This is a genomic window from Erythrobacter sp. QSSC1-22B (assembly GCF_001678665.1).
In the GTDB taxonomy this organism is placed as follows: domain Bacteria; phylum Pseudomonadota; class Alphaproteobacteria; order Sphingomonadales; family Sphingomonadaceae; genus Qipengyuania.
In genome coordinates this window covers 73,289-97,338 of the sequence record NZ_LZRP01000007.1, presented here as the reverse complement: position 1 = coordinate 97,338, position 24,050 = coordinate 73,289, and the positions used below count along the sequence as shown (strand labels likewise).

The 24,050-nt window shown below is 64.6% G+C and carries 23 protein-coding genes and 2 tRNA genes; 9 read left to right on the top strand and 16 right to left on the bottom strand.

Going from position 1 to position 24,050, the window contains the following annotated elements:
* Positions 1 to 27 precede the first annotated feature (27 nt).
* On the top strand, positions 28 to 786 hold the full coding sequence (locus A9995_RS12440; RefSeq protein WP_067613660.1) for a flavodoxin family protein: 759 nt from the start codon (positions 28 to 30) through the stop codon (positions 784 to 786).
* 27 nt (positions 787 to 813) lie between these two features.
* Here A9995_RS12440 and pgk read toward each other — a convergent pair whose 3' ends face one another.
* From pgk to tkt, 3 genes are all read right to left on the bottom strand, one after another.
* Positions 814 to 2,013: a phosphoglycerate kinase gene (gene pgk / locus A9995_RS12435; RefSeq protein ID WP_067613476.1), complete on the bottom strand. Its 1,200-nt coding sequence runs from the start codon at positions 2,011 to 2,013 to the stop codon at positions 814 to 816.
* A 61-nt stretch (positions 2,014 to 2,074) separates the two neighbouring features.
* Positions 2,075 to 3,082: a type I glyceraldehyde-3-phosphate dehydrogenase gene (gene gap / locus A9995_RS12430; protein WP_067613474.1), complete on the bottom strand. Its 1,008-nt coding sequence runs from the start codon at positions 3,080 to 3,082 to the stop codon at positions 2,075 to 2,077.
* A gap of 15 nt (positions 3,083 to 3,097) precedes the next feature.
* Positions 3,098 to 5,077 carry a transketolase gene (tkt, locus tag A9995_RS12425; protein ID WP_067613472.1) on the bottom strand — a complete coding sequence of 660 codons (1,980 nt, stop codon included), beginning with the start codon at positions 5,075 to 5,077 and terminating at the stop codon, positions 3,098 to 3,100.
* A 179-nt stretch (positions 5,078 to 5,256) separates the two neighbouring features.
* On the opposite strand from tkt, the gene A9995_RS12420 reads away from it, so the two are divergent.
* The 5 genes from A9995_RS12420 to A9995_RS12400 all read left to right on the top strand — a co-directional run bounded on the left by A9995_RS12420 (position 5,257) and on the right by A9995_RS12400 (position 7,622).
* Positions 5,257 to 5,463, top strand: coding sequence for a hypothetical protein (locus A9995_RS12420; RefSeq protein WP_067613470.1), 207 nt, complete (start codon positions 5,257 to 5,259; stop codon positions 5,461 to 5,463).
* Entirely contained in the window at positions 5,460 to 5,768 is a 309-nt protein-coding gene (locus A9995_RS12415) for a cell division protein ZapA (protein WP_067613468.1), read from the top strand. Before A9995_RS12420 ends, A9995_RS12415 begins: the two co-directional genes overlap by 4 nt.
* Before the next feature lie 231 nt (positions 5,769 to 5,999).
* Positions 6,000 to 6,572 carry a 5-formyltetrahydrofolate cyclo-ligase gene (locus A9995_RS12410; protein ID WP_067613466.1) on the top strand — a complete coding sequence of 191 codons (573 nt, stop codon included), beginning with the start codon at positions 6,000 to 6,002 and terminating at the stop codon, positions 6,570 to 6,572.
* Positions 6,572 to 6,787, top strand: coding sequence for a DUF2842 domain-containing protein (locus A9995_RS12405; protein ID WP_067613464.1), 216 nt, complete (start codon positions 6,572 to 6,574; stop codon positions 6,785 to 6,787). Before A9995_RS12410 ends, A9995_RS12405 begins: the two co-directional genes overlap by 1 nt.
* A 46-nt stretch (positions 6,788 to 6,833) precedes the next feature.
* Complete coding sequence (locus tag A9995_RS12400) at positions 6,834 to 7,622, top strand: DNA-formamidopyrimidine glycosylase family protein (RefSeq protein ID WP_067613462.1); 789 nt, start codon at positions 6,834 to 6,836, stop codon at positions 7,620 to 7,622.
* Between the two features lie 14 nt (positions 7,623 to 7,636).
* Here A9995_RS12400 and A9995_RS12395 read toward each other — a convergent pair.
* Positions 7,637 to 7,713: transfer RNA gene (locus A9995_RS12395), tRNA-Asp, on the bottom strand.
* A 199-nt stretch (positions 7,714 to 7,912) separates the two neighbouring features.
* Between A9995_RS12395 and A9995_RS12390 the strand changes: the two genes are divergently transcribed.
* Complete coding sequence (locus tag A9995_RS12390) at positions 7,913 to 8,362, top strand: hypothetical protein (protein ID WP_233998207.1); 450 nt, start codon at positions 7,913 to 7,915, stop codon at positions 8,360 to 8,362.
* A 17-nt stretch (positions 8,363 to 8,379) separates the two neighbouring features.
* On the opposite strand, the gene A9995_RS12385 is transcribed toward A9995_RS12390, so the two are convergent.
* The 4 genes from A9995_RS12385 to thyA form a co-directional block, all read right to left on the bottom strand.
* A complete protein-coding gene (locus A9995_RS12385) occupies positions 8,380 to 9,702 on the bottom strand; it encodes a dihydrolipoamide acetyltransferase family protein (RefSeq protein ID WP_067613458.1) in 1,323 nt (440 codons plus the stop codon).
* 5 nt (positions 9,703 to 9,707) lie between these two features.
* On the bottom strand, positions 9,708 to 10,706 hold the full coding sequence (locus tag A9995_RS12380; protein WP_067613658.1) for an alpha-ketoacid dehydrogenase subunit beta: 999 nt from the start codon (positions 10,704 to 10,706) through the stop codon (positions 9,708 to 9,710).
* Between the two features lie 77 nt (positions 10,707 to 10,783).
* Positions 10,784 to 12,085, bottom strand: coding sequence for a 3-methyl-2-oxobutanoate dehydrogenase (2-methylpropanoyl-transferring) subunit alpha (locus A9995_RS12375; protein ID WP_067613457.1), 1,302 nt, complete (start codon positions 12,083 to 12,085; stop codon positions 10,784 to 10,786).
* Positions 12,086 to 12,180: 95 nt separating this feature from the next.
* Positions 12,181 to 13,098 (bottom strand): thymidylate synthase, encoded by a 918-nt coding sequence (gene thyA / locus A9995_RS12370; RefSeq protein ID WP_255360156.1) that lies wholly within the window; start codon positions 13,096 to 13,098, stop codon positions 12,181 to 12,183.
* Positions 13,099 to 13,246: 148 nt separating this feature from the next.
* On the opposite strand from thyA, the gene A9995_RS12365 reads away from it, so the two are divergent.
* Positions 13,247 to 13,323 (top strand) — tRNA-Pro (locus A9995_RS12365).
* Between the two features lie 300 nt (positions 13,324 to 13,623).
* On the opposite strand, the gene A9995_RS17410 is transcribed toward A9995_RS12365, so the two are convergent.
* The 4 genes from A9995_RS17410 to A9995_RS12350 form a co-directional block, all read right to left on the bottom strand.
* Positions 13,624 to 13,818, bottom strand: coding sequence for a hypothetical protein (locus A9995_RS17410; protein ID WP_233998206.1), 195 nt, complete (start codon positions 13,816 to 13,818; stop codon positions 13,624 to 13,626).
* 120 nt (positions 13,819 to 13,938) lie between these two features.
* Positions 13,939 to 14,553 carry a serine hydrolase gene (locus A9995_RS12360; protein ID WP_233998205.1) on the bottom strand — a complete coding sequence of 205 codons (615 nt, stop codon included), beginning with the start codon at positions 14,551 to 14,553 and terminating at the stop codon, positions 13,939 to 13,941.
* A gap of 280 nt (positions 14,554 to 14,833) precedes the next feature.
* Positions 14,834 to 16,117 (bottom strand): MFS transporter, encoded by a 1,284-nt coding sequence (locus tag A9995_RS12355; RefSeq protein WP_067613455.1) that lies wholly within the window; start codon positions 16,115 to 16,117, stop codon positions 14,834 to 14,836.
* A 30-nt stretch (positions 16,118 to 16,147) separates the two neighbouring features.
* Positions 16,148 to 16,798 (bottom strand): TetR/AcrR family transcriptional regulator, encoded by a 651-nt coding sequence (locus A9995_RS12350; RefSeq protein ID WP_067613453.1) that lies wholly within the window; start codon positions 16,796 to 16,798, stop codon positions 16,148 to 16,150.
* 121 nt (positions 16,799 to 16,919) lie between these two features.
* Between A9995_RS12350 and A9995_RS12345 the strand changes: the two genes are divergently transcribed.
* Positions 16,920 to 19,340 (top strand): TonB-dependent receptor, encoded by a 2,421-nt coding sequence (locus A9995_RS12345; protein WP_067613451.1) that lies wholly within the window; start codon positions 16,920 to 16,922, stop codon positions 19,338 to 19,340.
* A gap of 100 nt (positions 19,341 to 19,440) precedes the next feature.
* On the opposite strand, the gene A9995_RS12340 is transcribed toward A9995_RS12345, so the two are convergent.
* From A9995_RS12340 to A9995_RS12325, 4 genes are read right to left on the bottom strand one after another with little or no spacing between them, the layout of a single operon-like run.
* On the bottom strand, positions 19,441 to 20,265 hold the full coding sequence (locus A9995_RS12340; RefSeq protein WP_067613449.1) for an SDR family NAD(P)-dependent oxidoreductase: 825 nt from the start codon (positions 20,263 to 20,265) through the stop codon (positions 19,441 to 19,443).
* Positions 20,262 to 21,026 (bottom strand): SDR family NAD(P)-dependent oxidoreductase, encoded by a 765-nt coding sequence (locus A9995_RS12335; RefSeq protein WP_067613446.1) that lies wholly within the window; start codon positions 21,024 to 21,026, stop codon positions 20,262 to 20,264. The genes A9995_RS12340 and A9995_RS12335 overlap by 4 nt, the downstream gene beginning before the upstream one ends.
* Positions 21,027 to 21,040: 14 nt before the next feature.
* Complete coding sequence (locus tag A9995_RS12330) at positions 21,041 to 21,991, bottom strand: acyl-CoA thioesterase II (protein WP_233998204.1); 951 nt, start codon at positions 21,989 to 21,991, stop codon at positions 21,041 to 21,043.
* 21 nt (positions 21,992 to 22,012) lie between these two features.
* The gene (locus tag A9995_RS12325) at positions 22,013 to 24,049 is read right to left on the bottom strand and encodes a 3-hydroxyacyl-CoA dehydrogenase NAD-binding domain-containing protein (RefSeq protein ID WP_067613443.1); all 2,037 of its coding nucleotides are present in this window, start codon (positions 24,047 to 24,049) and stop codon (positions 22,013 to 22,015) included.
* Position 24,050: the final 1 nt, after the last annotated feature.

The window sequence follows — 24,050 nt, the reverse complement described above, 5'->3', positions numbered from 1 at the left end:
TTACCGTGACAAGCCATGGAGAAAGCGATGCTCGACGAGACCCAGGAACGACTTTGCGACACCAACACCACCGATTTCTCGGATTTGAAAGCGCTGACGATCAATTGCACGCTCAAGCGCTCGCCCGAGGGCTCACATACCGCCAAGCTGATGGGTGTCGCCGAGGCGATCCTGGTTCGCAATCAAGTGCAGCTCGAGCAGGTCCGGCTGGTCGATCACGAGATCGCCCCGGGAGTCTATCCCGATATGACCGAGCAGGGCGCGACGCGCGACGATTGGCCGGAAATCTGGGAGAAGGTCCTCGCCGCGGATATTCTGCTGATCGGAACGCCAATCTGGCTGGGGGAGAAAAGCTCGGTCTGCCAGCGGCTTATCGAGCGTCTCTACGCCCATTCCGGGCAGACAAACGCCAAGGGACAGTATGTCTTCTATGGCAAGGTCGGCGGCTGCATCGTCACCGGCAACGAGGACGGGATCAAGCATGTCGGGATGGGCGTGCTCTATTCGCTGCAGCACATCGGCTATACCATTCCGCCGCAGGCCGATGCCGGCTGGATCGGCGAGGCGGGACCGGGACCCAGCTATGGCGATGCGGCCGACAACGGCGAAAGCCGCGTCGGGTTCGACAATGATTTCACCCGCCGCAACACCACATTCGCGACCTGGAACCTGATGCACATGGCACGCATGCTCAAGGATGCGGGCGGGATTCCCTGCCATGGCAATTCGGTCGATCTGTGGAGCGAGGGCCGCCGATTCGACGCACCCAACCCCGAACACCGCTAGGCCCGAGCTACGTTCGAACGAAAGTATTCAGCCGACAAGCGCGGCCTCGCCGGGCAGGTCGCGACCTTCCATCCATTCGAGGAACGCGCCACCAGCGGTTGAAACATAGCTGAAATCACCTGCGACGCCCGCCTGGTTGAGAGCCGCCACAGTATCTCCGCCGCCCGCGACCGATACCAGCGAGCCGTCCTGCGTCAGCGCCGCGGCAGTCTTTGCCAGTGCAACCGTCGCCTCGTCGAAAGGCTCGGTTTCGAAGGCGCCCAGCGGGCCGTTCCAGACCAGCGTGCGGCAGGTCTTGAGCACATCGGCGAGCGCCTCGACAGCAAGCGGGCCGATATCGAGGATCATCTCGTCCTCGGCGACCTCGTGGACGTTGCAGGTTCGCAGGCTCGGCGGATTGGCGGCGAACTCCTTCGCCACCACGACGTCGTAGGGCAGGTGAATCGTGCAGCCGGCGTGATCGGCCTCGTCCATGATACGGTTGGCGGTGGCGGTCAGATCGTGCTCGGCGAGGCTCTTGCCCACCGCCACTCCCCGCGCGGCAAGGAACGTGTTGGCCATCCCGCCGCCGATGATCAGGTGCTGGACCTTGCCAACGAGGTGGCTCAGCACGTCGAGTTTGCTCGAGACCTTGGCGCCGCCGACCACCGCCGCGACCGGGGTCTGCGGATTGCCCAGCGCGGCATCGAGCGCCTTCAGCTCGCGCTCCATCGAGCGACCGGCATAGGCGGGCAGATGATGCGCCAGCCCCTCGGTCGATGCATGCGCGCGGTGCGAAACGGAGAAGGCGTCGTTGACGTAGATATCGCCATGCGCCGCGATGCCGCGTGCGAATTCGGGGTCGTTGGCTTCCTCGCCCGGCCAGAAGCGGACATTCTCGAGCAGACCGATATCGCCGGGGCGCAAAATACCGATCGACTGCTCGACCACCGGGCCCATGACCTCGGGGATGAACATGATCTCGCGCCCGAGCACCGCGCCGACATCGCCCTGGACGAAGCTGACGCTCATGGTCGAATTGCGCGCGCCTTTCGGGCGGCCGTAATGCGCCAGCAGCAGCACCTTGGCGCCCTTGTCCGCCAGTTCGAGGATGGTGTCCTTCGAGGCCTCGACGCGGGTGACATCGGTGGCCGAGCCGTCCTTCATCGGCAGGTTGAGATCGACGCGCACCAGCGCGACCTTGCCGGTAAGGTCGCCCAGATCGTCTAGGGTCTTGAAGGAGGGCATTGGTGGTTCCTTGCGCTGGCGAGACGAGGGGACCGGTGTTTCGGCCCCCTCGATCCCGGCATCAGATGAGTTTGGCCATCACCCCGGCGGTGTCGATCATGCGATTGGAGAAGCCCCACTCATTGTCGTACCAACTGACCACGCGCGCCAGCTTGCCTTCCATCACCGAGGTTTCCTGGCTGTCGATGGTGGAGCTCGCCGGATGGTGGTTGAAGTCGCTCGAGACCAGCGGCTGGTCGGTGTAGTCGAGAACGCCCTTCATCGGGCCATCCGCAGCCGCCTTGAGCGCGGCGTTGAGTTCCTCGACGCTGGTGTCGCGGACCGGGGTGAATACCAGGTCGATCAGGCTGACATTGGGGGTGGGAACGCGAACCGAGCTGCCATCGAGCTTGCCGTTGAGTTCGGGCAGCACCAGCCCGACCGCGCGCGCCGCGCCGGTGGTGGTGGGGATCATGTTCTGCGCCCCGCCGCGCGCGCGGCGCATGTCCGAATGCATCTGGTCGAGCATCCGCTGGTCGTTGGTGTAGGAATGGATCGTGGTCATGAACCCGCGCTCGATCCCGACGGTGTCGTGCAACACCTTTGCCACCGGCGCGAGGCAATTGGTGGTGCAGCTGGCGTTGGAGACGATGACATCCTCGGCGGTGAGCACCTCGTGGTTCACGCCATAGACGACCGTCGCGGTGACGTTCTTGGCCGGGGCCGAGATCAGTACCCGCTTGGCGCCGGCTTTGAGATGCGGCTCGGCGGCCTCGTGCGACTGGAAAAAGCCGGTGCATTCGAGGACAATGTCGATCCCTTGCGCAGCGTGCGGCAGATTGCCCGGTTCGCGCTCGGAAGTGACCTGGATGGTCTTGCCATTGACGATGATGGCCTTGTCGCCGACTTCGACGGTGCCGGGGAAACGGCCATGGGTGCTGTCATACTGGAACAGCAGCGCGTTGGACTTGGTGTCGGCGAGATCGTTGATCGAGACCAGCTCGAGATCGTGATCGTCGCGCTCGAGAATGGCGCGCGCCACGAGCCGGCCGATGCGTCCGAAACCATTGATTGCAACCTTGGTGGTCATACGAATAACTCCTGCTTAGGCTTTGAGCTTGTTCATGATTCGCGGAACGATGGCATCCGCCGTGAAACCGAATTTTTCGAACAGATCTTCAGCCGGGGCGGATGCGCCGAACCGGTCGAGCCCGATATTGAGCCCGTGTTCGCCGGTGTAGCGTTCCCAGCCGAAGGTTGTCCCCGCCTCGATCGAGACCCGCAGGGTATCCGCCGGGATGGTTTCGGCGCGATAGGCGTCCGGCTGCTCGTCGAACAGCTGGGTGCAGACCATCGACACCACCGCGGCGGCGATGCCCTCCTGTTCGAGCCGCTCGGCGCATTCGACCGCGAGCTGGAGTTCCGAACCGGTGGCGATCAGCGTGACCTGTGGCTTCCCCTCGGGGCTCCGGAGGCGGTAGCCGCCCTGCGCACTGAGCAAGGTCTTCTGGGCCTCGATCCGCAACTGCGGCAAGTTCTGGCGGCTGAGCGCCAGCACGGTGGGCCGGTCCTTCTGCTCGAGCGCGATTTGCCAGCATTCCGCGGTCTCGACCACATCCGCCGGGCGCATCACCAGCAGGTTGGGGATCATCCGCAGCGACTGGACGTGCTCGACCGGCTGGTGCGTCGGGCCATCCTCGCCCAGTCCGATGCTGTCGTGCGTCATGACATAGACCACCCGCGCCTGCTGCAGAGCGGAGAGCCGGATCGCAGCGCGGCAATAGTCGGTGAACACCAGGAAGGTGCCACCATAGGGGATCACCCCGCCATGCAGCGTCATGCCGTTCATCGCCGCGGCCATGCCGAATTCACGGATGCCGTAGTAGATATAGCGCCCGCTGCGGTCGTCGGCGGTGAAGGCGGTCATACCGCCGGTCTTGGTGTTGTTCGACCCGGTCAAATCGGCGCTGCCACCGATCGTTTCGGGCAGAGCTTCGTTGATCGCGCCCAGAGCCATCTCGCTCGCCTTGCGGGTCGCGACCTTCTGCGGCTCGGCAATCAGCCCGTCGATATAGGATGCCAAATCGAAACCAGCGGGCAGATCGCCTGCCATCCGGCGACCGAACTCGGCGCGTTGGTCGGAAGCGGAAAGCCGCGAGAGCCATTCGGTGTGCAATTGCACGCCGCGGTCCGCCGTGTCGCGCCAATCGGCTCGCACCTGTTCGGGAAGTTCGAATGGCGGCGAACTCCAGCCGAGCTCCTTGCGAGCGGCGGCGATTTCCTCGTCGCCGAGCGGTGCACCATGCGTGGCGCTGGTGCCCTGTTTGCCCGGCGCGCCTTTGCCGATCACCGTGTGGCAGGCAATCAGCGATGGGCGCTCGTCGGCCAGCGCCTCGTCGATCGCGCGGCGGATATCGGTAAAGTCATGCCCGTCGCAGGCGACCACATGCCAGTTGGTAGCTTCGTAGCGCGCCTTGATGTCCTCGCTGGTCGAGAGATCGGTGGCGCCATCGATGGTGATCCGGTTGTCGTCCCACAACACGTTCATCCGGCCGAGCTTGAGATGACCCGCAAGCCCGATTGCCTCGTGGTTGAGGCCTTCCATCAGGCAGCCGTCGCCCGCCACCACCCAGGTGCGGTGATCGACCAGCCCGTCGCCGAACTGGGCGTTGAGATGGCGTTCGGCGATCGCCATGCCCACCGCCATGCCCAGCCCCTGACCCAGCGGGCCGGTGGTGCATTCGACGCCTTCGAGCAGGAAATTCTCCGGATGTCCGGCGCAGGGGCTGCCTAGCTTACGGAAATTGCGCAAATCGTCCATCGTCGGCGCGGCGTAGCCCGAGAGATGCAGCAGGCTGTAGATCAGCATCGACCCATGGCCCGCGCTGAGGATGAAGCGATCGCGATCGGCCCAGTTGGGCGCGTCGGGATCGTGGTTGAGATATTCGCTCCACAGCACGGTCGCGACATCGGCCATGCCCATCGGCATCCCGGGGTGGCCGGAATTGGCCGCCTGCACCGCATCCATCGAAAGGGCCCGGATGGCATTGGCCATCTGGACCAGGCGCGGTGTCTCGAGACTCATGCTGCAATTCTCCGGAAAAATAGAGGCGATTCGACGCGCGCGAAGCCATCGCGAAGGCGTGGCGCAAGGTCAAGCCGGGCGCACGGTTGCCAGCCTCTAGTCCACGCCTCGGAGCACTTATCAACAGGACATGGCAAGCCTTTGACCATGCAGCCGAATACGGGTATTCGGAGCAGATTATGTCGGACGATCGCATCGCGTCTGCCTTCGAGAGGATCGAGGCAGCCCTTGGCCGCATCGAGCGCTGCGCCAATGCGCCTGCATTATCTCCGGGCAGCAGCTCCGAGGAGATTGCCGAGCTGGCCGCACGCCATGCCGCGCTGCGCGAGACGGTTGCCGCAAGCCTCGATGAACTCGACCAGCTGATCGAAAGACTCGAACGATGAGCGAAGTCATGCTGACTGTGGGCGGGCGCAATTATACGTTGCGCTGCGAGGACGGGCAGGAAGATCATATCCGCCATCTTGCCGCCACGGTCGATGCCAAGCTCGGCGAAGGCGTGAGCCAATTGCCCGCCATGGAAGCCAAGAACCTGCTGTTTGCGGCGCTGTTTCTGGCCGACGAACTGGAAGAAGCGCGGAAGCCGAGTGGCTCTGATGACAGTGGCCGGATCGCCGATGGTCTCGAAGCGCTGGCGCTCCGGCTCGAAAATACAGCGCAGGCACTTGAGCAAGACCGTCCGAACGCCTAAATAGGCAATTGGCGGGACTGCCCGGCACGAGCCGCATGAACATCCCTGAGGCTATAAGTAAATACCTAGGGAGCTGTCCCTGTCCGGATCACGGGTTCGTCCTGCGGGTCCGGTGCATACGGTGCCCACCTGACGTCCACGCGTCAGAGGATTTCATGGCAAACGACCCATGGTGGTTCCGTCACCGCTTTGCATAGCCCCGGTCCGGCCGGGCGACGACAGGGGCGCCGCGTGCCAGACAAGAGTGAGATCAGGACCCGTTTGCGCGCTTTGCGCCGCGAGCATGTGCAGGCCATTCCGGCCGCGATGCGCGCGCTGATCCTGCACCGCCCGCCGGCCCCGCTGCTCGAGCTCGTCCCCGCCGACGCGACGATCGGTCTTTACCGCGCCGGTCCGTTCGAAGCCCCCGCCACCGCCTATGCGAAATTCTTCTTCGAGGCGGGCCACACCCTCGCCCTCCCGCGGTTCGCGACGCGCAATGCCGTGATGGAATTCGCCCACCACGACGATCCCTTCGAGGAGGCCGATTGTGAGATCGGTCCCTTCGGCCTGTTCCAGCCGCTCGCCAGCGCCGGGGTACTCACCCCCGACCTGCTGTTCGTACCGCTGATAGGCTTTACCGACACCGGCGCGCGGATCGGGCAGGGAGGCGGTCACTACGACCGCTGGCTGGCCGACCACCCCGGCACCACGGCGATCGGGCTGGCCTGGGATGTGCAGAAGCTCGACGAGATTCCCCAGGAGGCGCACGACATGCCGATGACCGCAGTGGTTACCCCCACCCGCTTTTACGGACCGTTCTGATGCGGGAAGAACCGACGCTCAGGATCCCGTTTGGCGTACTTGCGCTGCTCATGGCGCTGCTTGCCTATGGCATCGTGGTGGCAACCTTCATCCCACCGCTGATCGCAAGCTGGCACACCTTTGTGCAAACGCTGGTCTATCTCGTCCTCGGGCTCATCTGGCTGCTGCCGCTGCGACGGTTCCTGATCTGGATGGAAACCGGAAACTGGGGCTGAGCTTCGCCGACGGGAACCGGGGCCAGCGCACCGCGGTTCACCATTCATGCCGGAACTGCCCGAAAACGAAGCCCAGCGCCTGACGCTCGAACGCACCTGCCTCAACCGCACGGTCGAGGCCGCCGAGCTTGGCGATAATATTACCCATATCGATCTCCCCGGCGACAACGAGCTCGGCCGGCTCAAGGGGCGCCAGTTCACCGAGACGCGCCGCCATGGGAAGAACATCTTCCTGGGCAGCAAGACCGGTCCGTGGATCACGGTCCATCTGGGGATGAGCGGCTGGCTGATTCCCTACGATCTGCCGGAGTCCGAACCCGACCACACCAAGTTCCGGATCGTCTTCGAAGGCGATCGGCGGCTGGCCTTCCGCTGCCCGCGCAAGCTGGGCCATGTAAAGGTCATCGAAGACCCCGACGCCTATATTGCCGCAAAAAAGCTGGGGCCGGATGCGCTGTCGATCGAGAGGAACACTTTCGTCGACTTCCTCGGAGGATCGAAGGCCGCGATCAAATCGGCGCTGATGGATCAGAACCGGATCGCCGGGATCGGCAATCTGTGGTCGGACGAAATCCTGTTCCAGACAGGTCTCGATCCGGCGCGCAAGGGGAGCGACCTCAAGGCCGACAGGCTCGACACGGTGTTCGATGCCATGCTTACGACCCTGTCCAAAGGAGTTGTCGTCGAGGCCGACTACTCGCGCCTGCCGGATGATTGGCTGATCCCCAACCGCAAGTCCAAGTCGGACTGCCCGCGCGCCGGTTGCGAGGGCAAACTGACCCACCGTAAAGTGGGTGGCCGGACGGCCTATTACTGCCCGGCCCATCAATCGTAAGGTAGGTTCCCAAGTGGCGCGAGTGACGGGACTTGAACCCGCGACCTCCGGCGTGACAGGCCGGCGCTCTAACCAACTGAGCTACACCCGCGCATCTAGGAAGCGACCGGGAGCGACCAGCGCCGCTTGGGAGCCGGGCCACTAAGGCAGCCCCCGATTCCTGTCAATGCCCGTCCGACGGAAAAAACGGGGCTTTGCAAAACCTTTGCCGACGCCCGCTCCGGACACGCCCGCAATGCCTCATGGTGAACGCGAATTAACCCTATCTTGAGGTTGCCAGCGCATAGCCGATGACGAACACTACGGGGGGCAAATCCATGCGTTCGATCCTGCTCATTGCGAGCATCCTGTTTATGGCCACAGCCGCCACGGCGACGGGTTCGGCGCTGTCGATCCAGCGCTCGGTCTTCGTCGAAACCACGCAAGCCGATGGCATCGCGCTCGAGCCGGCAAATACGCTCTCGCGCGGCGACCGTGTGGTGCTGGTGATGCAATGGGACGGGGGCAAGCCCGCGCGGCCGTTTACGCTGGCGAGCCGGGTTCCCGAGACGCTGTCGTATCAGCGCAGCGGCGACGACCGGGTCGAGGTGTCGGTCGATGGCGGACGGCGCTGGGGCCAGTTGGGCGAATTGCGCCAGGGCCAGCGCGCGGCGCAGCCCGACGAAGTCACCAATCTGCGCTGGCGGATCGGCACGAACGACAGCAGCGGGATGCGCAGCTTCAGCGCAATCGTACGCTGAAGCCGCTCACACCTTGATCAATCCACCAGCATAAGCGCGGGCGCCTCGAGCAGCCGCTTGAGCGCCTGGACAAAGCTCGCCGCGTCGTAGCCATCGACCACGCGGTGATCGCAGCTGATCGAGATGTTCATCAGCTTGCGCTTCTCGATCCGCTCGGCGCCCTGCCCGTCGCTGACATACATCGGGCGCTCGATGATCCGGTTGGGGCCGATGATCGCAACCTCGGGCCGGTTAATCACCGGCGTGGTCGCCACCCCGCCCAGCGGGCCGAGCGAGGTCACGGTGAGCGTGCCGCCCTGCAGTTCCTCGCTGGTCGCCTTGCCATCGCGCGCCGCCTCGGCGAGCCGGACGATTTCTTTCGCGAGCTGCCACAGATTGCGCGACTGCGCATCGCGGATGACCGGGACCATCAGCCCGGCATCGGTCTGCGCCGCCATGCCGAGATGGACCGCTCCATGGCGCGTGACCACCCCGCCCTCATCGTCGTAGCGGGCGTTGATCATCGGGAAATCGGGAATGGTCTTGCAGATCGCGGCGATCAGCAGCGGCAGCATCGTCAGCTTGGGACGGTCTCCGCGGTTGGAATTGAGTTGTCCGCGCAGCACTTCCAGATCGGTGACATCGACTTCCTCGACGTAAGAGAAGTGCGGGATGTTGCGCTTCGACGCGGCCATGTTCTCGGCGATGCGGCGGCGCATGCCGATGACCTTGCGCTGCTCGTCCTCACGAACGCGCCCGGCGGGGGCATAGCCGCCGCTGTAGGACAGGAAGCTATCCAGATCGCCATGACGGACACGGCCATCCTCGGCGGGCTTCACATCCCCCAGATCGACGCCAAGTTCCCTGGCGCGCTGGCGCACCGCGGGTGAGGCGAGGACCTTGGCGCTCGCAGCGGGCGCGGGAGCCGGCGTCGGCGCAGGAATATCCGCCGGCTTTGGATCGGCGGCGTGCGCGTCGTCGGCATCGGAAGCGTCGGGATTCTCGGTCTCAATCCGCTGCTCGACCTCTTCGTCCTTCGGACCGGGCGCATCGCCGGAGGTTTCCGAGGGCGCGGGACTAACGGCCCCGCTCTCCTCGGCGACATCCTCGGGCACTTCGCCCTCAACCTCGATCACCACCAGCATCGCGCCGATCGAGACCATCTCGCCTTCCTCGCCGGCGATCTCGACAATCTTGCCGGTGACCGGGCTTTCCAGCGGCACGGTGGCCTTGTCGGTCATCATGTCGACGAATTCCTCGTCTTCCTCGACACGGTCGCCGACCGCCTTGTGCCAGGCGACGATCTCCGCCTCGGCGATGCCTTCGCCGATATCGGGCATTGTGAAGGTGAAAGTCGCCATGATGCTTACTCGCTCAAGATCTTGTCGATGGCCTCGCCGATGCGGACCGGACCCGGGAAATAGGCCCATTCGAGGCTGTGGGGATAGGGTGTGTCGAAGCCGGTGACGCGGAGCACCGGCGCTTCGAGATGATAGAAGCAACGCTCGGTCACCAGCGCCGAAAGCTCGGCGCCGAAACCGGCGGTGCGGGTCGCCTCATGAACGATCATGCAGCGTCCGGTCTTCCTGACCGAGGCCTCGATCGCCTCGATATCGAGCGGCACCAGCGTGCGCAGATCGAGGATTTCGGCGTCGACGCCCTTCTGGCGGCACACTTCCTCGGCGACATGGACCATGGTGCCATAGGCGAGCACAGTGAGCGCCTCGCCCTCGGTCACGATCCGCGCCTTGCCCAGCGGGATGGTATAGTGTCCCTCGGGGACGATGCTTGCGGCGTGCTTCTTCCACGGCTGCGCGGGCTTGTCGTAATAGCCGTTGAACGGGCCGTTGTAGATCCGCTTGGGCTCGAAGAAGATCACCGGATCATTGTCCTCGATCGCCGCGATCAGCAGCCCCTTGGCGTCGTAGGGGGTCGAGGGGATGACGGTCTTGAGGCCCGAGACATGCGCAAAAATCGCTTCGGGGCTCTGGCTGTGCGTTTGCCCGCCGAAGATACCGCCGCCGAACGGCGTGCGCACGGTGATCGGGGCGATATATTCTGCCGCCGAGCGATAGCGCAGCCGCGCCGCCTCGGAGATCAGCTGGTCGAGGCCCGGATAGATATAATCGGCGAACTGGATTTCGGGCACCGGACGCAGGCCATAGGCCCCCATCCCCACCGCCGCAGCGATGATCCCGCATTCCGAGATCGGCGTATCGAACACGCGGGTCCTGCCGTATTTCTCCTGCAGGCCCGCAGTGCAGCGAAACACGCCGCCGAAATAGCCGACGTCCTCGCCCATGATCACGATATCGGGATCGCGCGCCATGGTGACGTCGAGCGCCTCGTTGATCGCTTCGATCATGTTGAGGCGGCGTTCGGTGCTGCCTTCCGCGTCGCCCCCGGGAGCGGTTTGGGTTTCGGCTTGAGCTTCTGGCGCGCTCATTTGGGCACCCCTTCCGGAAACTTGATTTCGCGTTCCTTGACCGCCTGTTCGGCCTGTTCCCTGAGATGCCAGGGCAGCTCTTCGAACACATCCTCGAACATGGTGCGGAAGGGATGGTGCAGGCCGTGGCCGAGGATACCGTTGGCCTCGGCCTCCTTGGTGGTCGCGCGGACCATTTCGGCGGCCTCGCGATCCATCGTCTCCTGGCGCTCCTCGTCCCACTCGCCGAGCGCGATGAGATGGCGTTTCAGGCGCATCACCGGATCACCCAGCGGCCATTCCTCGCGCTCCTGCGCGCTGCGATAGCCCGAGGGGTCGTCCGAGGTGGAATGCCCCTCGGCGCGGTAGGTGAAGAATTCGATCAGCGTCGGACCGGCGTTGGCGCGGGCACGATTGGCGGCCCAGCGCTCGGCGGCGTAGCACGCCAGCGCGTCATTGCCATCGACTCGCAGCGCCGCGATGCCGTGGCCCAGCCCGCGCGCCGCGAAGGTCGTGCGTTCGCCCCCGGCGAAGCCCGAGAAGCTCGAGATCGCCCACTGGTTGTTGACCACGTTGAGGATCACCGGCGCGTTGTAGACCGCAGCGAAGGTGCAGGCGGCGTGGAAGTCACCTTCGGCGGTGCTGCCCTCTCCCACCCAGGTCGCGGCAATCCGCGAATCGCCCTTGATCGCACTCGCCATTGCCCAACCCACCGCCTGCGGCGTCTGGGTCGCGAGATTGCCGCTGATGGTGAAGAAGCTGTGCTCGCGGCTGGAATACATGATTGGCAGCTGGCGACCCTTGAGCTTGTCGCCGCGGTTCGAATAGATCTGGTTGATCATCTCGATCATCGGATAGCCGCGCGACAGCAGGATGCCCTGCTGGCGATAGCTGGGGAAGACCATGTCGTCGCTCGCCAGCGCCATCGAGGCGGAGATGCTGGTCGCCTCCTCGCCGGTGCACTTCATGTAGAAGCTGGTCTTGCCCTGCCGCTGGCCCCGGAACATGCGTTCGTCGAAGGCGCGGGTGACCGCCATGTTCTTGAGCATGGTGCGCAGCGTATCGGCGTCGAGCTTGGGATCCCATGCTCCGTGGGCGCGGTCGTCGTCGCCCAGCACGCGGATCAAGCCATAGGCGAGATCGCGCATCTCGGCCGGATCGCAGGCCTCGTCGGGGCGCGGCTCGCGGCCCGCCTCGCCGGCATCGACATGACTGAAATCCACGGCATCGCCGGGACGGTAGTGGGGTTCGGGGACATGCAGCGAAAGCGAGGGCTTGTTCGAACCCTGGCCGGCTGCGCTGTCGGGCCTGTCGGCCATGTGGCGCTCTCCCTTTGCGACGAACGCGGTTGCAAGCAATCTTGCGTGAATGCGTTATAATATTTCAGCAATGCGGCTGGGTCAAGACGACCGGTTCACACCGCCACGGGCGCCTTGAGCGCTGCGTGAGGCGTGTAGTTGTGAACCGCAAAATCCTCAATGCGATAATCGAAGATCGTCGGCGGCTGCCGCAGTATTTCAAGCCGCGGGCGTCCCTGCGGTTCCCGCGTCAGCTGCTCGGCGATCAGCTCGGCATGGTTGAGGTAAAGGTGCGTGTCCCCGCCCATCCATACCAGTTCGCCGGGCTCCAGCCCGCATTGCTGCGCGAGCATCAGCTGGAGCAGCGCCGCCGACCACAGGTTGAACGGCAGCCCCAGCGCCACGTCACAGCTGCGCTGATAGAGGACGCAGTTCAGCCGACCGTCTGCGACGTGATATTGATAGGTCTTGTGACACGGCGGCAGCGCCATGCGGTCGAGCTCGGCGACGTTCCAGCCCTCGAGGATATGCCGCCGGCTGCCAGGATTGTCGCGCAGCGAATCGACCAACAGCGCCACCTGGTTGATCCCCGGCCCCTTCTCGTAGAGCCCATCGGGTCGATAATGATAGGTCGGCCAGTCGACCCACTGCTTGCCATAGACCGGCCCCAGATCGCCCCAGCGTTGCGCGAATGCCTCGTCTTCGGCGATCCTCTGAACGAATTCGTCGAGCGCGATCTCATCGCCGCTTTCCTTGACATAGCGGGCGTGTGGCCAGTCGTTCCAGATCTTGACCCCCTGGAGCACCAGCGGCCGGATATTGGTTTCTCCGGTCAGGAACCACAGCAATTCGCGCGTCGCAGTCTTCCAGTAGACCCGCTTGGTGGTGACCAGCGGCATCGCGTCGTCGCCCAGATCGTAGCGCAGCAAGGCCCCCATCACCGAACGCGTGCCAACCCCGGTGCGGTCGATGCGTTCGCTGCCCTGTTCCCAGATGCGCCGCATGAGATCGAGATATTGCTGTTCGGGGTGCACGGCGGCGGTGATCCTGCAGGCAAATGACTGTAGCGGCCCACCTAGCGCGGATCGTCGGCAAATGCCCGCTTGCACCGCCAACCGTCCACACCTATAGGGCGCGCCTTGCCTCGACCCGCGGGACAGTTTTTCGCGGGGCCGATCCGGTCGGGGAGTAGCTCAGCCTGGTAGAGCACTGTCTTCGGGAGGCAGGGGCCGGAGGTTCGAATCCTCTCTCCCCGACCATTTTTCCTCGTTTTCGACAACAATAGCCAGAATTCCGCCGCTTTCCTTTAACCGAGGAAATCGGTCGGGAATCTTCTGCGCAAATTGTGCCACAAATTGAACTGACATGCCGCCCTGCCCCGTAACCGAGGGGTGGGCGTGGCCGTCTGTCGCCAGATCCGCCTTCTGGTGGAACTAGCTCGTCGCTCGCGGGCGCCTCCAGACGACGCTGATTGCCAGAGGACGCCGATTGCAGGCATCTCACCCTCCGATGCCTGCCCCAGCAGTTCGCCGAGCCCAAGCTGCCATCGAGCCGTTCGCTCAGCCTCCCGCGGTAGCCGCCGGGACGATCCCTTCCGACAGCATTGCATGGAGCGCATCGATGTGGCCCCCCTCGCGCGCGCCGCCTGAATCGGAGGTCATGACAACGGTCAACGCAAGATCCGGAACGACATAGATCATCTGCCCACCGTAACCCCAGGCGTAGCGGACCGGATACTCGCCGGCTTCCCCCACAAACCAGCCGTAGCCATAGTTCTCCCCGCTCCACGGGGAAGTCGTGCGGGGTGTCCAGCTTTGCTCGATCCAGCGCGCTGGGATGACCCGGTCTCCGGCTTCGGTGACGCCGCCAAGGCGCTACAGTTCTCCGAACCTGGCCATGGCCCGCGGGCTCATGAGCATGTCGTTGCCGCCGAAGTAGACCCCTTGCCCATCGCGAGGCCATTGCGGAATGCTGATATCCAGCGGTTCGGCCAGCCAGTCCTGCGCCGGCTCATGAGTGCTTCGCCCTGAAGCCCGGGTCAGCATGGCAGAGACGAGGTGCGAATTGCCGGTCGAATAAAGCATGGCGCCGCCAGGTTCGGCCACAAACGGCCGGGACAGCGCATAGCGAACCCAGTTCGGACTGGTGACCCAGCGGCCGTAATACTGGCCCGAGGTGCGCTCGATCCCCGCCTGCATCGATAGCAGATTGCCAAGCGTCAGCCGCTCCAGCCGAGGGTCGGGATCGGATGGCGCATCGGCGCTAAACACCGTTACGACCGGTTGATCGACGCCGCTCAGGACCCCGCGTTCGATGGCGATGCCCGCCAGCGCGGATAGCACCGACTTGGATGCGGATTTGATATTCACCGGCCGATCGAGCCGCGGTCCACCGTTGAAGCGATGCTCCGCCAACACCTCGCCATCGCGCAGCACGATGATCGAGCGCAGGCGGTCGAGTTCTTCGGCCGAAGCGACCGTCCTGGCCATTATCGGCGGGCTGAGCCCCGATGTCTGCGGAGCCGCTGCGGTGTTGTCCGTCGGCTGTTCGACCGGTGGCGGCGCAGGCTGCGAGGAGCCGCAGCTGACGAGGATTAAGGGAATGAAGGCAATAGCTTGGAGCGCATTCAATCCATATGGGGGCTCGGTATCGGAGTGCACGCTTTAAGGGTCTTCGGACCCACCGGTTTCTTCGGGACGGGCAAGCGGACAGGCCCCCCTGTGCCCGCAGCTGTTCGTTACAGCCGGGGTACGTCCACTCGAGGCGGGGTCATTCCTCGACCCAGTCGCGTCTCAGGCTCGGTCCGGCAAGCGCCATAAGCAGGGCGGCGATTGCGTAGAGGCCGAGCGAGTAGAGCATCGAATAGCGCAGCGCTTCGTCCCCGTAGTAGGGAACCAGAAAATCGGACAGCGCACCCAGTGCGAAGATGCCGCCGCCGAGCCCGATCAGATTGTTGATCAGCAGGAACAGCGCCGAGGCGGTCGAGCGGGCTGCCGGTTCCACCAGATGCTGGACTGCGGACAGCACAGGGCCGAGCCAGACGTAGGACAGCGCCTGGGGGATCAGGAACAGCAGGAAGGCCAGCTTCGTGTCGGTGCTGAGAATACCGGCGGCGAACAGCGGTGCACCCAGCAGAAAGGCGATACTGGGCAACCAGCCGTAATAGGCGCGGTCGCGCTTGCCCAGGCGGTCGCCCAGCCACCCTCCCGCAAGCATGCCCGTCACGCCGCCGAGCAGCAGCAGGGCACCGATGAATTGCGAGGTCTGGACCAGCCCCAGGCCAAAGCTCCGGATCAGCAGGCTGGGGAGCCAGAAGCCGATCCCGTAGGCCAGCGCCGACGAAGCGGCTGCTCCGAAAGCCAAGAACCAGAAGGCAGGCTTGGCGGCCAGGATCCGCGCGGTCGAGGAGAGGCTGGCTGAATTCACCCCGGGCGAAACAGCGGGCACCGGCGGTGGTTTGGGCAAGTCCTTGACCAGGAGCTTGAAGGCCGGCGCGACGAGGATGCCCGCGAAGCCGACAACGAAAAAGGCCAGCCTCCAATCGACCGTCGCGGCGATATAGCCCCCCGCCAGCACGCCGACCGCCGATCCCACGGGTATCCCGAGCGAGTAGATGGCGAGCGCGGACGCGCGGCGCTCGCTGGGGAAATAATCCCCGATCAGCGCATAAGAAGGCGCAACCCCGCCAGCCTCGCCCACGCCCACGCCGACCCGGGCGAACAACAGGTGCCAGAAATTCTGCGCCAGTCCGCACAGCGCTGTGAAACCGCTCCACAACACTAGCGAAATGGTGATCACCCAACTGCGACTGGTGCGATCGGCCAGTACCGCGAGCGGCACCGCGAGGGTGGAATAGAGCAGTGCAAAGGCCAGCCCGCCCAGCAGGCCCATCTGGCCATCGCTCAGATCCAGCTCCGCCTGGATCGGTGCGGCAAGGATCGCGAGGATCTGGCGATCGACGAAATTGAAGATGTAGACCAGCAACAGCATGGCCAGGACGATGCCCCGACGCGCATGCTGCACCGGTGCCGGCGCAGCGGCCCGATCGCTCATTCCGTATGCTCCATCAGCCCATATGCTCCATCAACTGGGTTCGGTCGTCGGCGCAGCGATACCGTTGCGAAGCAGATCCTCGGTCGCGGCAGCGATCTCCTCGCTTGGCCGCGAGTCCTCCCAGATACCGTAACGCAAGCCGAGGAAGACATTCATTCCCATGATCGCCCAGGCCCGCGCTTCATTGTCGCCGGGCCGGACAAGGTGGTTCGCCACGCCTTCGTCGAGACGCGCGGCAATCCGGCTGGCCGCACCTTCGTAGTGCGCCCGGTAGCTTGCTGGATCCGCGAACTCGGCTTCGTCGATGATGCGATAGATAGCCTTGTTGTCGCGGGCAAAATTGAGGAACGCGATCAGCACCTCGCGCTCGCGATCGACCCCGCCCGAGCCCGGTGACACCGCCGCTGCTGCAGTCCTCGCTACTGCCTGGCTCATGTCCTGTACCAGCGCCGAGAAGATCGCCTCCTTGCTGTCGAAATAGGTGTAGAAACTGCCCAGCGCGGTACCGGCCCGGCGAGTGATGTCGCTGATGGAGGCTTCGTAGAACCCCCGGTCGCCGAACTCCTTGGCCGCAGCATCGAGCAGCTTGCGCATCGTGGCACGACCGCGCGCGGTGCGCGGCTCCTTGCCGGGGCTGGCGGACCGCGTGTCGGGCGGGTCTGGGCGCTTTGCTGTTGCCATCGTGTCACGCTGGCTAAGGCAAGTTTCGCCACGACGCAATTCAAAAGTTGAAACCTGGTTCATCTTACAATATCAGGATGGCAAGCGTGGGTTGAAAACACGCGCAGGAGGAGAGATCGGAATGAAAAAATTCGCCAACGGATTCGCCAGCACGGTTAGTGCTCTTGGTCTGGCCGTGCCGCTTGCATGGGGCGCATTTGCGACCCCCGCCCAGGCACAAGCTCCGGCCCAAGCACCGGCACAGGCCCCCGCACCGCAACAGCCCGCACCCGCAGACACGGTCGAAACCGAAGCTGCCGAAGGCATGATCGTGGTGACCGCACGGCGCCGCGAGGAAAGCCTGCTCAACGTGCCGATCGCGGTCACTGCCTATAGCGGCGAAGCGCTGGAACAGGCGGGTTCGATCGATATCACCGATATCGCGCAGACCACGCCAAACACCACGCTCGAAGCGTCGCGCGGCACCAATTCCACGCTCAGTGCCTTCATCCGCGGCGTCGGGCAGCAGGATCCCGTGTCCGGCTTCGAACAGGGCGTCGGCATCTATCTCGACGACGTCTATCTCAACCGCCCGCAGGCCGCCGTTCTCGACATTTACGATGTCGAACGGATCGAAGTCCTGCGCGGTCCGCAGGGCACGCTCTACGGTCGCAACACGATCGGCGGCGCGGTCAAATATGTCACCCGCACGCTGCCGGACGAGTTCTCGCTCCGGGCGCGGGCCACCTACGGAACCTACAATCAGCTCGATGGCGTGTTGAGTGTTTCGGCGCCCGTCAGCGACCTGATCCGGGTCGGCGGCGCCGTGGCAAAGCTCACCCGCGACGGCTATGGCGAGAACCTGACGACCGGGCTCGACAATTACGACAAGGATGTGTTCGGTGCCCGCGCGACCTTCGAGATGGGCGGCTATGGCGAACCGGTCCTGATCCGCATTTCCGGCGACTACACCAAGGACGACAGCAATCCGCGCGGCGGCCATCGCCTCATCCCCGGTCAGGCGACCGGGGCGCCCGTGCTCGACAATGTCTTCGACACCCGCGGCGGGCTCGTCGACCCCGAGCAATCGGTCGAAGGCTACGGCCTGGCGATGAATATCTCTGCCGAGTTGACGGACACGCTCACGCTTCGCTCGATCAGTGCCTGGCGCAAGGACGACACCTACACCCCGATCGATTTCGATGCGCTTCCTGCGGTCGACCTCGACGTCCCCGGGATCTATCTCAACGAACAGATTAGCCAGGAATTCCAGCTGCTCTACGAAAGCGACCGGTTTTCGGGGCTGGTCGGTTTCTACTACCTCGACGCCACCGCCGACACACTGTTCGACGTGCGTATCTTCAACGTCCTGGCCGGCCTTACAGCGTTCACCCAGGCGGATGTCGATACAGAAACCTATGCGGTCTTTGGCGACTTCACCTACGATCTGACCGACCAGCTGAGCCTATCGCTCGGCGGTCGCTACACTTGGGACGAGCGCACGGCGAGCATCCTGCGGCAGAACTATCTCGGTGGCGGCTCTCCGGTCTTCGGTGGCGCGGGCGTCCCGTTCGGCGCACCCGGCACCAATTTCGACGGCAGCCGTGAATTCAAGAAATTCACCCCGCGCGCGTCGGTCAGTTTCCAGCCGACACCCGATCACAATCTTTACGCAAGCTACTCGCAGGGATTCAAGGGCGGCGGGTTCGATCCGCGCGGGGTCGGAACCAACGCCCCCGATCTCAACGACGATGGAATACGCAGCGACGATGAAATCGCTGCTTTCCTGAGCTTCGCTCCCGAACAGGTCGACAGCTACGAACTGGGTTACAAGGGCAGTCTGATGGACGGCGCGCTCTATCTGGCGGCGGCGGCATTCTATGCCGATTACACCGATGTCCAGATCCCCGGTTCGGTTGCCTGCACCCAGATCATCAATGGCCAGCCGACCCAGACATTCTGCGGTGTGGTATCCAATGCCGGCGGAGCAACGTTCAAGGGGCTCGAACTCGAGGCGACTGCACGGCTGGGACGCGATCTGATGAGTGCCGGTGATCGCCTCTCGCTGGCGCTGACCGGAGGCTTCATCGACGCCGAATACACCGAATACATCACCAATATCGCGGGTGTGCCGACCGACGTGGCCGAGTTCCGCGAGGTGCAGAACACGCCCAAATACACCGGCAGCGCGACGCTGGCCTATTCCACCCCGGTCGGCGCCGGCGATCTCGATTTCACCAGCACCGTTTCCTACCGTTCGAAGACCTACCAGTTCGAGGTCCCCAACGCCTTTATCGACCAGAACGGCTATGCCCTGCTCGATGCGAACCTGGTCTACTCCGCGCCCGGACGGGCCTGGAGCATCGGCGTTCACGGTCGCAATCTGACCGACAAGGAATACAAGACCTCAGGCTACACGTTCATCGCTGCCAACGCCGTAACCGGGGCGATCCCCCTGGGACCGAACGGCTTCCCGACCCCGTCGCTGGGCACCGAAGGCACGCTGACCGCCTTCTACGGCAACCCGCGTCAGGTGTTCGTCACCGGCACGGTGCGCTTCTAGGCGCCAGCAATCCGGTGCGGGGATAGCCCGCGTCGGACTCGAAACAGGGGGGGCGGCACAAGCCGCCCCCCTCTTCGCGAACGCGTCAGCCAAAGCTCCGTCAGGAGGTGGGGCGGCCCGCGTCGCCCGGCGGACGCGCGGTGGGGTGCGAGGACGACAGGCCGCCATCGACGGCCAGCGCCTGACCGTTGACGTAGCTGGCCGCCTCGCTGACGAGGAACAGCGCTGCTTGCGCGATTTCCTCGGGCTGGCCCCCGCGCAGCAGCGGGTTGAGCTGTCCGATCTTGTGCTCCTTGCCCGCCGCGCGGGCACCGTCGAACATCGGCTGGGTCATGCCGGTCTCGGTCAGGCCGGGGAGGACGGCGTTGACCCGTACTCCGGTCCCGGCAAGCTGCTGCGCGGCGGTCTGCACCAGATTGATCACGCCCGCCTTGCTGGCGGAGTATTGCGCCGGCCCTGCCCCCGAACGCAGGCCCGCGACCGAGGCGGTGCACAGGATCGCGCCGCCGCCGCCATCGCGGATTACCGGCGCGGCGTGCTTGATCGCCAGGAAGGGGCCAATCAGATTGACCCGCAGGACCTCTTCCCACACTTCAGGCGTCGCATCGAAGAAGCCGCCCCGCGCGCCGCCGGTGATCCCGGCGTTGGCGAAGAAGATGTCCAGCCTGCCATAGGCCTCGCCCGCCATGGCGACCGCGGCTGCGACATCCGCCTCATCCCCGGCATCGCCGATCATGGCGAGCGCACGCCCGCCCGCCTGTTCGACGGCGGCGGCGGTGTGGTGAACTTCCTCGGTCCGGTCGAACAGAACCAGCTGTGCGCCTTCGCTGGCGAACAGCAGCGCGCTCGCCCGGCCGATCCCCGAGGCCGCCCCGGTGATGATGGCGACCTTGCCGGACAGCCGTCCGCTGGCTGACGCGGTCATATGGTCGCGCCGCCATCGACCACGACCATCTGGCCGGTGATCCATTTCGCCGCTGGCGAGGACAGGTACACCGCAGCCCCGGCGATATCGCGCGGCTCGCCGATCCGGCGCATCGGCAGTGCCGCCTCGGTCCGTTCCAGCGCCTCGGGGTTCTCCCACAGGGCGCGGGCGAAATCGGTCTTCACCAGGCCCGGAGCGATCGCATTGATGCGCACTCCGTGCTGGCCGTTCTCGACCGCGTAATTGCGCACCAGCTGGAAATCGGCGGCCTTGGAGACATTGTATGCCCCGATGGTCGCTGAGCCGCGCAGCCCGCCGATCGAGCTGATCACGACGATGGCCCCACCATTCTTGGCGCGCATGTCGGGCAAAGCCAGTTGCATCAGCCAGTGGTTGGAGAGGATGTTGTTGTCGAGAACCTTGCGGAACTGCTCGTCCTCGATCCCGTCCATCGAACCGTAATAGGGGTTGGAGGCGGCATTGCAGATCAGGATATCGACCGGGCCGAGCTGCTCCTTGGTTTGCGCGAACAGGTCCTCCAGCTGGCCTTTATCGGAGATGCTCGCCGCGACGGCGATTGCGCGTCCGGCGCCATGCTCGGCATTGATTGCCGCGGCGACCTCGTCGCAGACCTCCTGCTTGCGGCTGGAAATGACAACGCGCGCACCATGGGCGGCAAGTTCTTCGGCGATGGCCTTGCCGATGCCGCGGCTCGATCCGGTGACGATCGCCACCTTTCCGGTCAGGTCAAATAGGGACATTGTTCGTTCTCCTCTCAATTGCGTGGCTTGATACGGTCGAGCGCTTCGCCCCTGGGGCGCATCAGGCTTTCCTGACTGGCGGTTGCCACCAGCCTGCCCTCTTCGGAAAAGAAGAACCCGCGGTTCAGCCCGCGGGCATGGGCCGCCCATGGGCTTTCTGTGACGAACAGGTGCCAGCGGTCGAAATCGGGCGTCTCGTGAAACCAGATCGCATGATCGAGCGAGGTCGCCTGCACGCTATCGCTGCCCGGCCGAATCGCATGCGGAAGCATCGCATTGCGCAGGAACATCATGTCGGACGCGTAGGCGAGCAAGGCGCGCTGCATGGCAGGTCCTGCACCGGAGGGCTGGCGCATCCGCATCCACACTCCGGTGCGCGGCTCGCGCGGTCTGGCGCCGAACAAAACCCCGGGATCGAGCGGGACGAGTTCGATGGGCCGTTTCTGCAGCCTTTCGACGAGGGAAGAATTGGCGGCGCTCTCGCTATGCGCGTTCCAGCTCGCGAGGCTCTCGAGCGCGGCGTCGATGTCGAGCGAGAACGGCGCTTCCTGCTGATGCTCGAAACCCGGCTCGGGAACATGGAACGAGGCCATCATCGAACAGATCACCGTGTCCGCCTGCATCGCCTCGACCCGGCGCGTGGCAAAGCTGCGCCCTTGTGAGAGGCTGGTGACCCGGTAATCGACCGGATCTTCGCGCGATCCCGGCTTGATGAAATAGGCGTGGAGCGAATGCGGCAGTCGCCCGCCATCCTCCTCGCCGCAAGCCGCCATCACCCCCTGCGCAATGGCCTGCCCGCCGAACAGCCGCGGCCCCATCGCCGGGCCCGCAAGCCCGTTCCAACAGCCCTCGCCCGCGCGTGCCACGGTCAGTATCGCTTCCAGATTTTCGATTGTCGCCCCCCGGTCGTTCCTGCGGTACCTTGTCTGGCCTACGAAGGCCGGCTGGCGCAGGCCGGCTTTCACGAGCCGGCCTGCTAAGAGCGGTCAGTTGAAGGTCTTGCCCGCTGCCGCCCTGCTGCGCAGATAGTCGCTCACCGGCAGATCGTGCTTCTCGAGCCCGGCGACGACCGTATCGAGCCCGATCGTGTCGGCCCAGAACATCGGACCCCCGGTGTAGAGCGGCCAGCCATAGCCGTTGATCCAGACGACATCGATATCACTCGCGCGCTGCGCCATGCCCTCGTCGAGGATCTTCGCGCCTTCATTGACCATGGGATAGAGCAGCCGTTCCCGGATTTCCTCCTTGGAGATATCGCGCTGCGGGGTGCCACTCTTCTGGGCAAAGTCGGCGATGATCGCCTTGACCTCATCCGATGGCGTGCGCTGCCGCGCCTCGTTGTAATCGTAGAAACCCTTGCCCGCCTTCTGGCCAAAGCGACCCACCGCACACAGCGCCTCGCGGATAGTCGTGACCTTCGATGGATCGCGATGCCAGCCGATATCGATGCCCGCCAGATCGCCCATCTGGAACGGCCCCATGGGGAAGCCGAACTCGAGCAGGACATCATCGACATCCCAGTAATTCGCGCCCTCCATGATCAACTGGTTGGCCTGCTCCTGCCGCTTGGACAGCATCCGGTTGCCGATGAACCCCGGGCAGACGCCCGACACGGCGGCGACCTTGCCGATGGCCTTGGACAGCTTCATCGCCGTAGCCAGCACGTCGTCACGCGTTTTCTCGCCGCGCACCACCTCGAGCAATTTCATCACATTGGCGGGCGAGAAGAAATGCAGCCCCACCACATAGCCCGGCCGCTTCGTTGCGGTCGCGATCTCGTCGATATCGAGATAGCTGGTGTTGGACGCCAGGATCGCCCCCTGCTTGACGGTTTCGTCCAGCGTGCCGAAAACCTCCTTCTTCACATCCATGCTCTCGTAGACGGCCTCGATCACCAGATCGCAATCGGCCAGATCGCCATAGTCGAGCGTCGGGGTCAGGCGGCCCATCGCGCCCTCCACCTGCTCAGCGGTCATGCGACCACGCTTGGCGGTGTTTTCGTAGTTCTTTCGGATGGTCGCAGTGCCGCGCTCGAGCGCCTCCTGCTTCATCTCGAGGATGGTCACCGGGATGCCCGCCGACAGGAAGTTCATCGCGATCCCGCCGCCCATCGTGCCCGCACCGATGATGCCGACCTTCTCGACCGGGATCGGACTGGTGTCGGCGGCAAGGCCGTCGATCTTGTTGGCAGCGCGTTCGGCGAAGAAATAGTGGCGCATGGCGGCCGACTGCGTTCCCGTCATCAGCTTGGAGAACAGCTCACGCTCCTTTTTTACGCCATCGGCAAAGGACAGCTCACCCGCAGCCTTTACCGCCTCGATAGCGGCATTGGGCGCATCGAAGCCGTGCAGCTTGCGGCCGTTCTTGGCACGGAATTCGTCGAAGATGTCGGGGTTTGCGACCCCGTCGCGGTTGCGGTCCATTTCCGAGGTGCGAGGTACCGGCTGGCCGATCTTCGAGTTCGCGAAGGCGACCGCTTCGCCAGCCAGATCGCCTTCGTCCACAAGGGCATCGACCAGTCCGATCTCGTTGGCCTGTTTTGCAGAAATCGGGTTGCCGATGACCACCAGCGGCAGCGCCGCCTCGGCTCCGACCAGCCGCGGCAGGCGCTGCGTCCCGGCAGCGCCCGGGATCAGGCCGAGCTTTACTTCGGGCAGGCCGAGCTTCGCGCTCGGGACGGCGACGCGGTAGTGGCAGGCGAGCGCGATTTCACACCCGCCGCCCAATGCGGTGCCGTGGATCGCCGCGACGACGGGCTTGTCGCTCGCCTCGATGGCGTCGCAGACTGCGGGCAGGCTGGGGCCCTGCGGCGGCTTGCCGAATTCGGTGATATCCGCGCCGGCAAAGAAGGTCCGCCCGTCGCAGCGGATCACGATCGCCTTGATCTCATCGTCGGCGGCGCCTTGCGCGATGGCATCCTGCAAACCGGATCGCACGGCGTGGCCGAGCGCATTCACGGGCGGATTGTCGGAGGTGACGACGAGGACGTCGCCCTGCTTACTGGTCGAGATCGGGGATGGCATG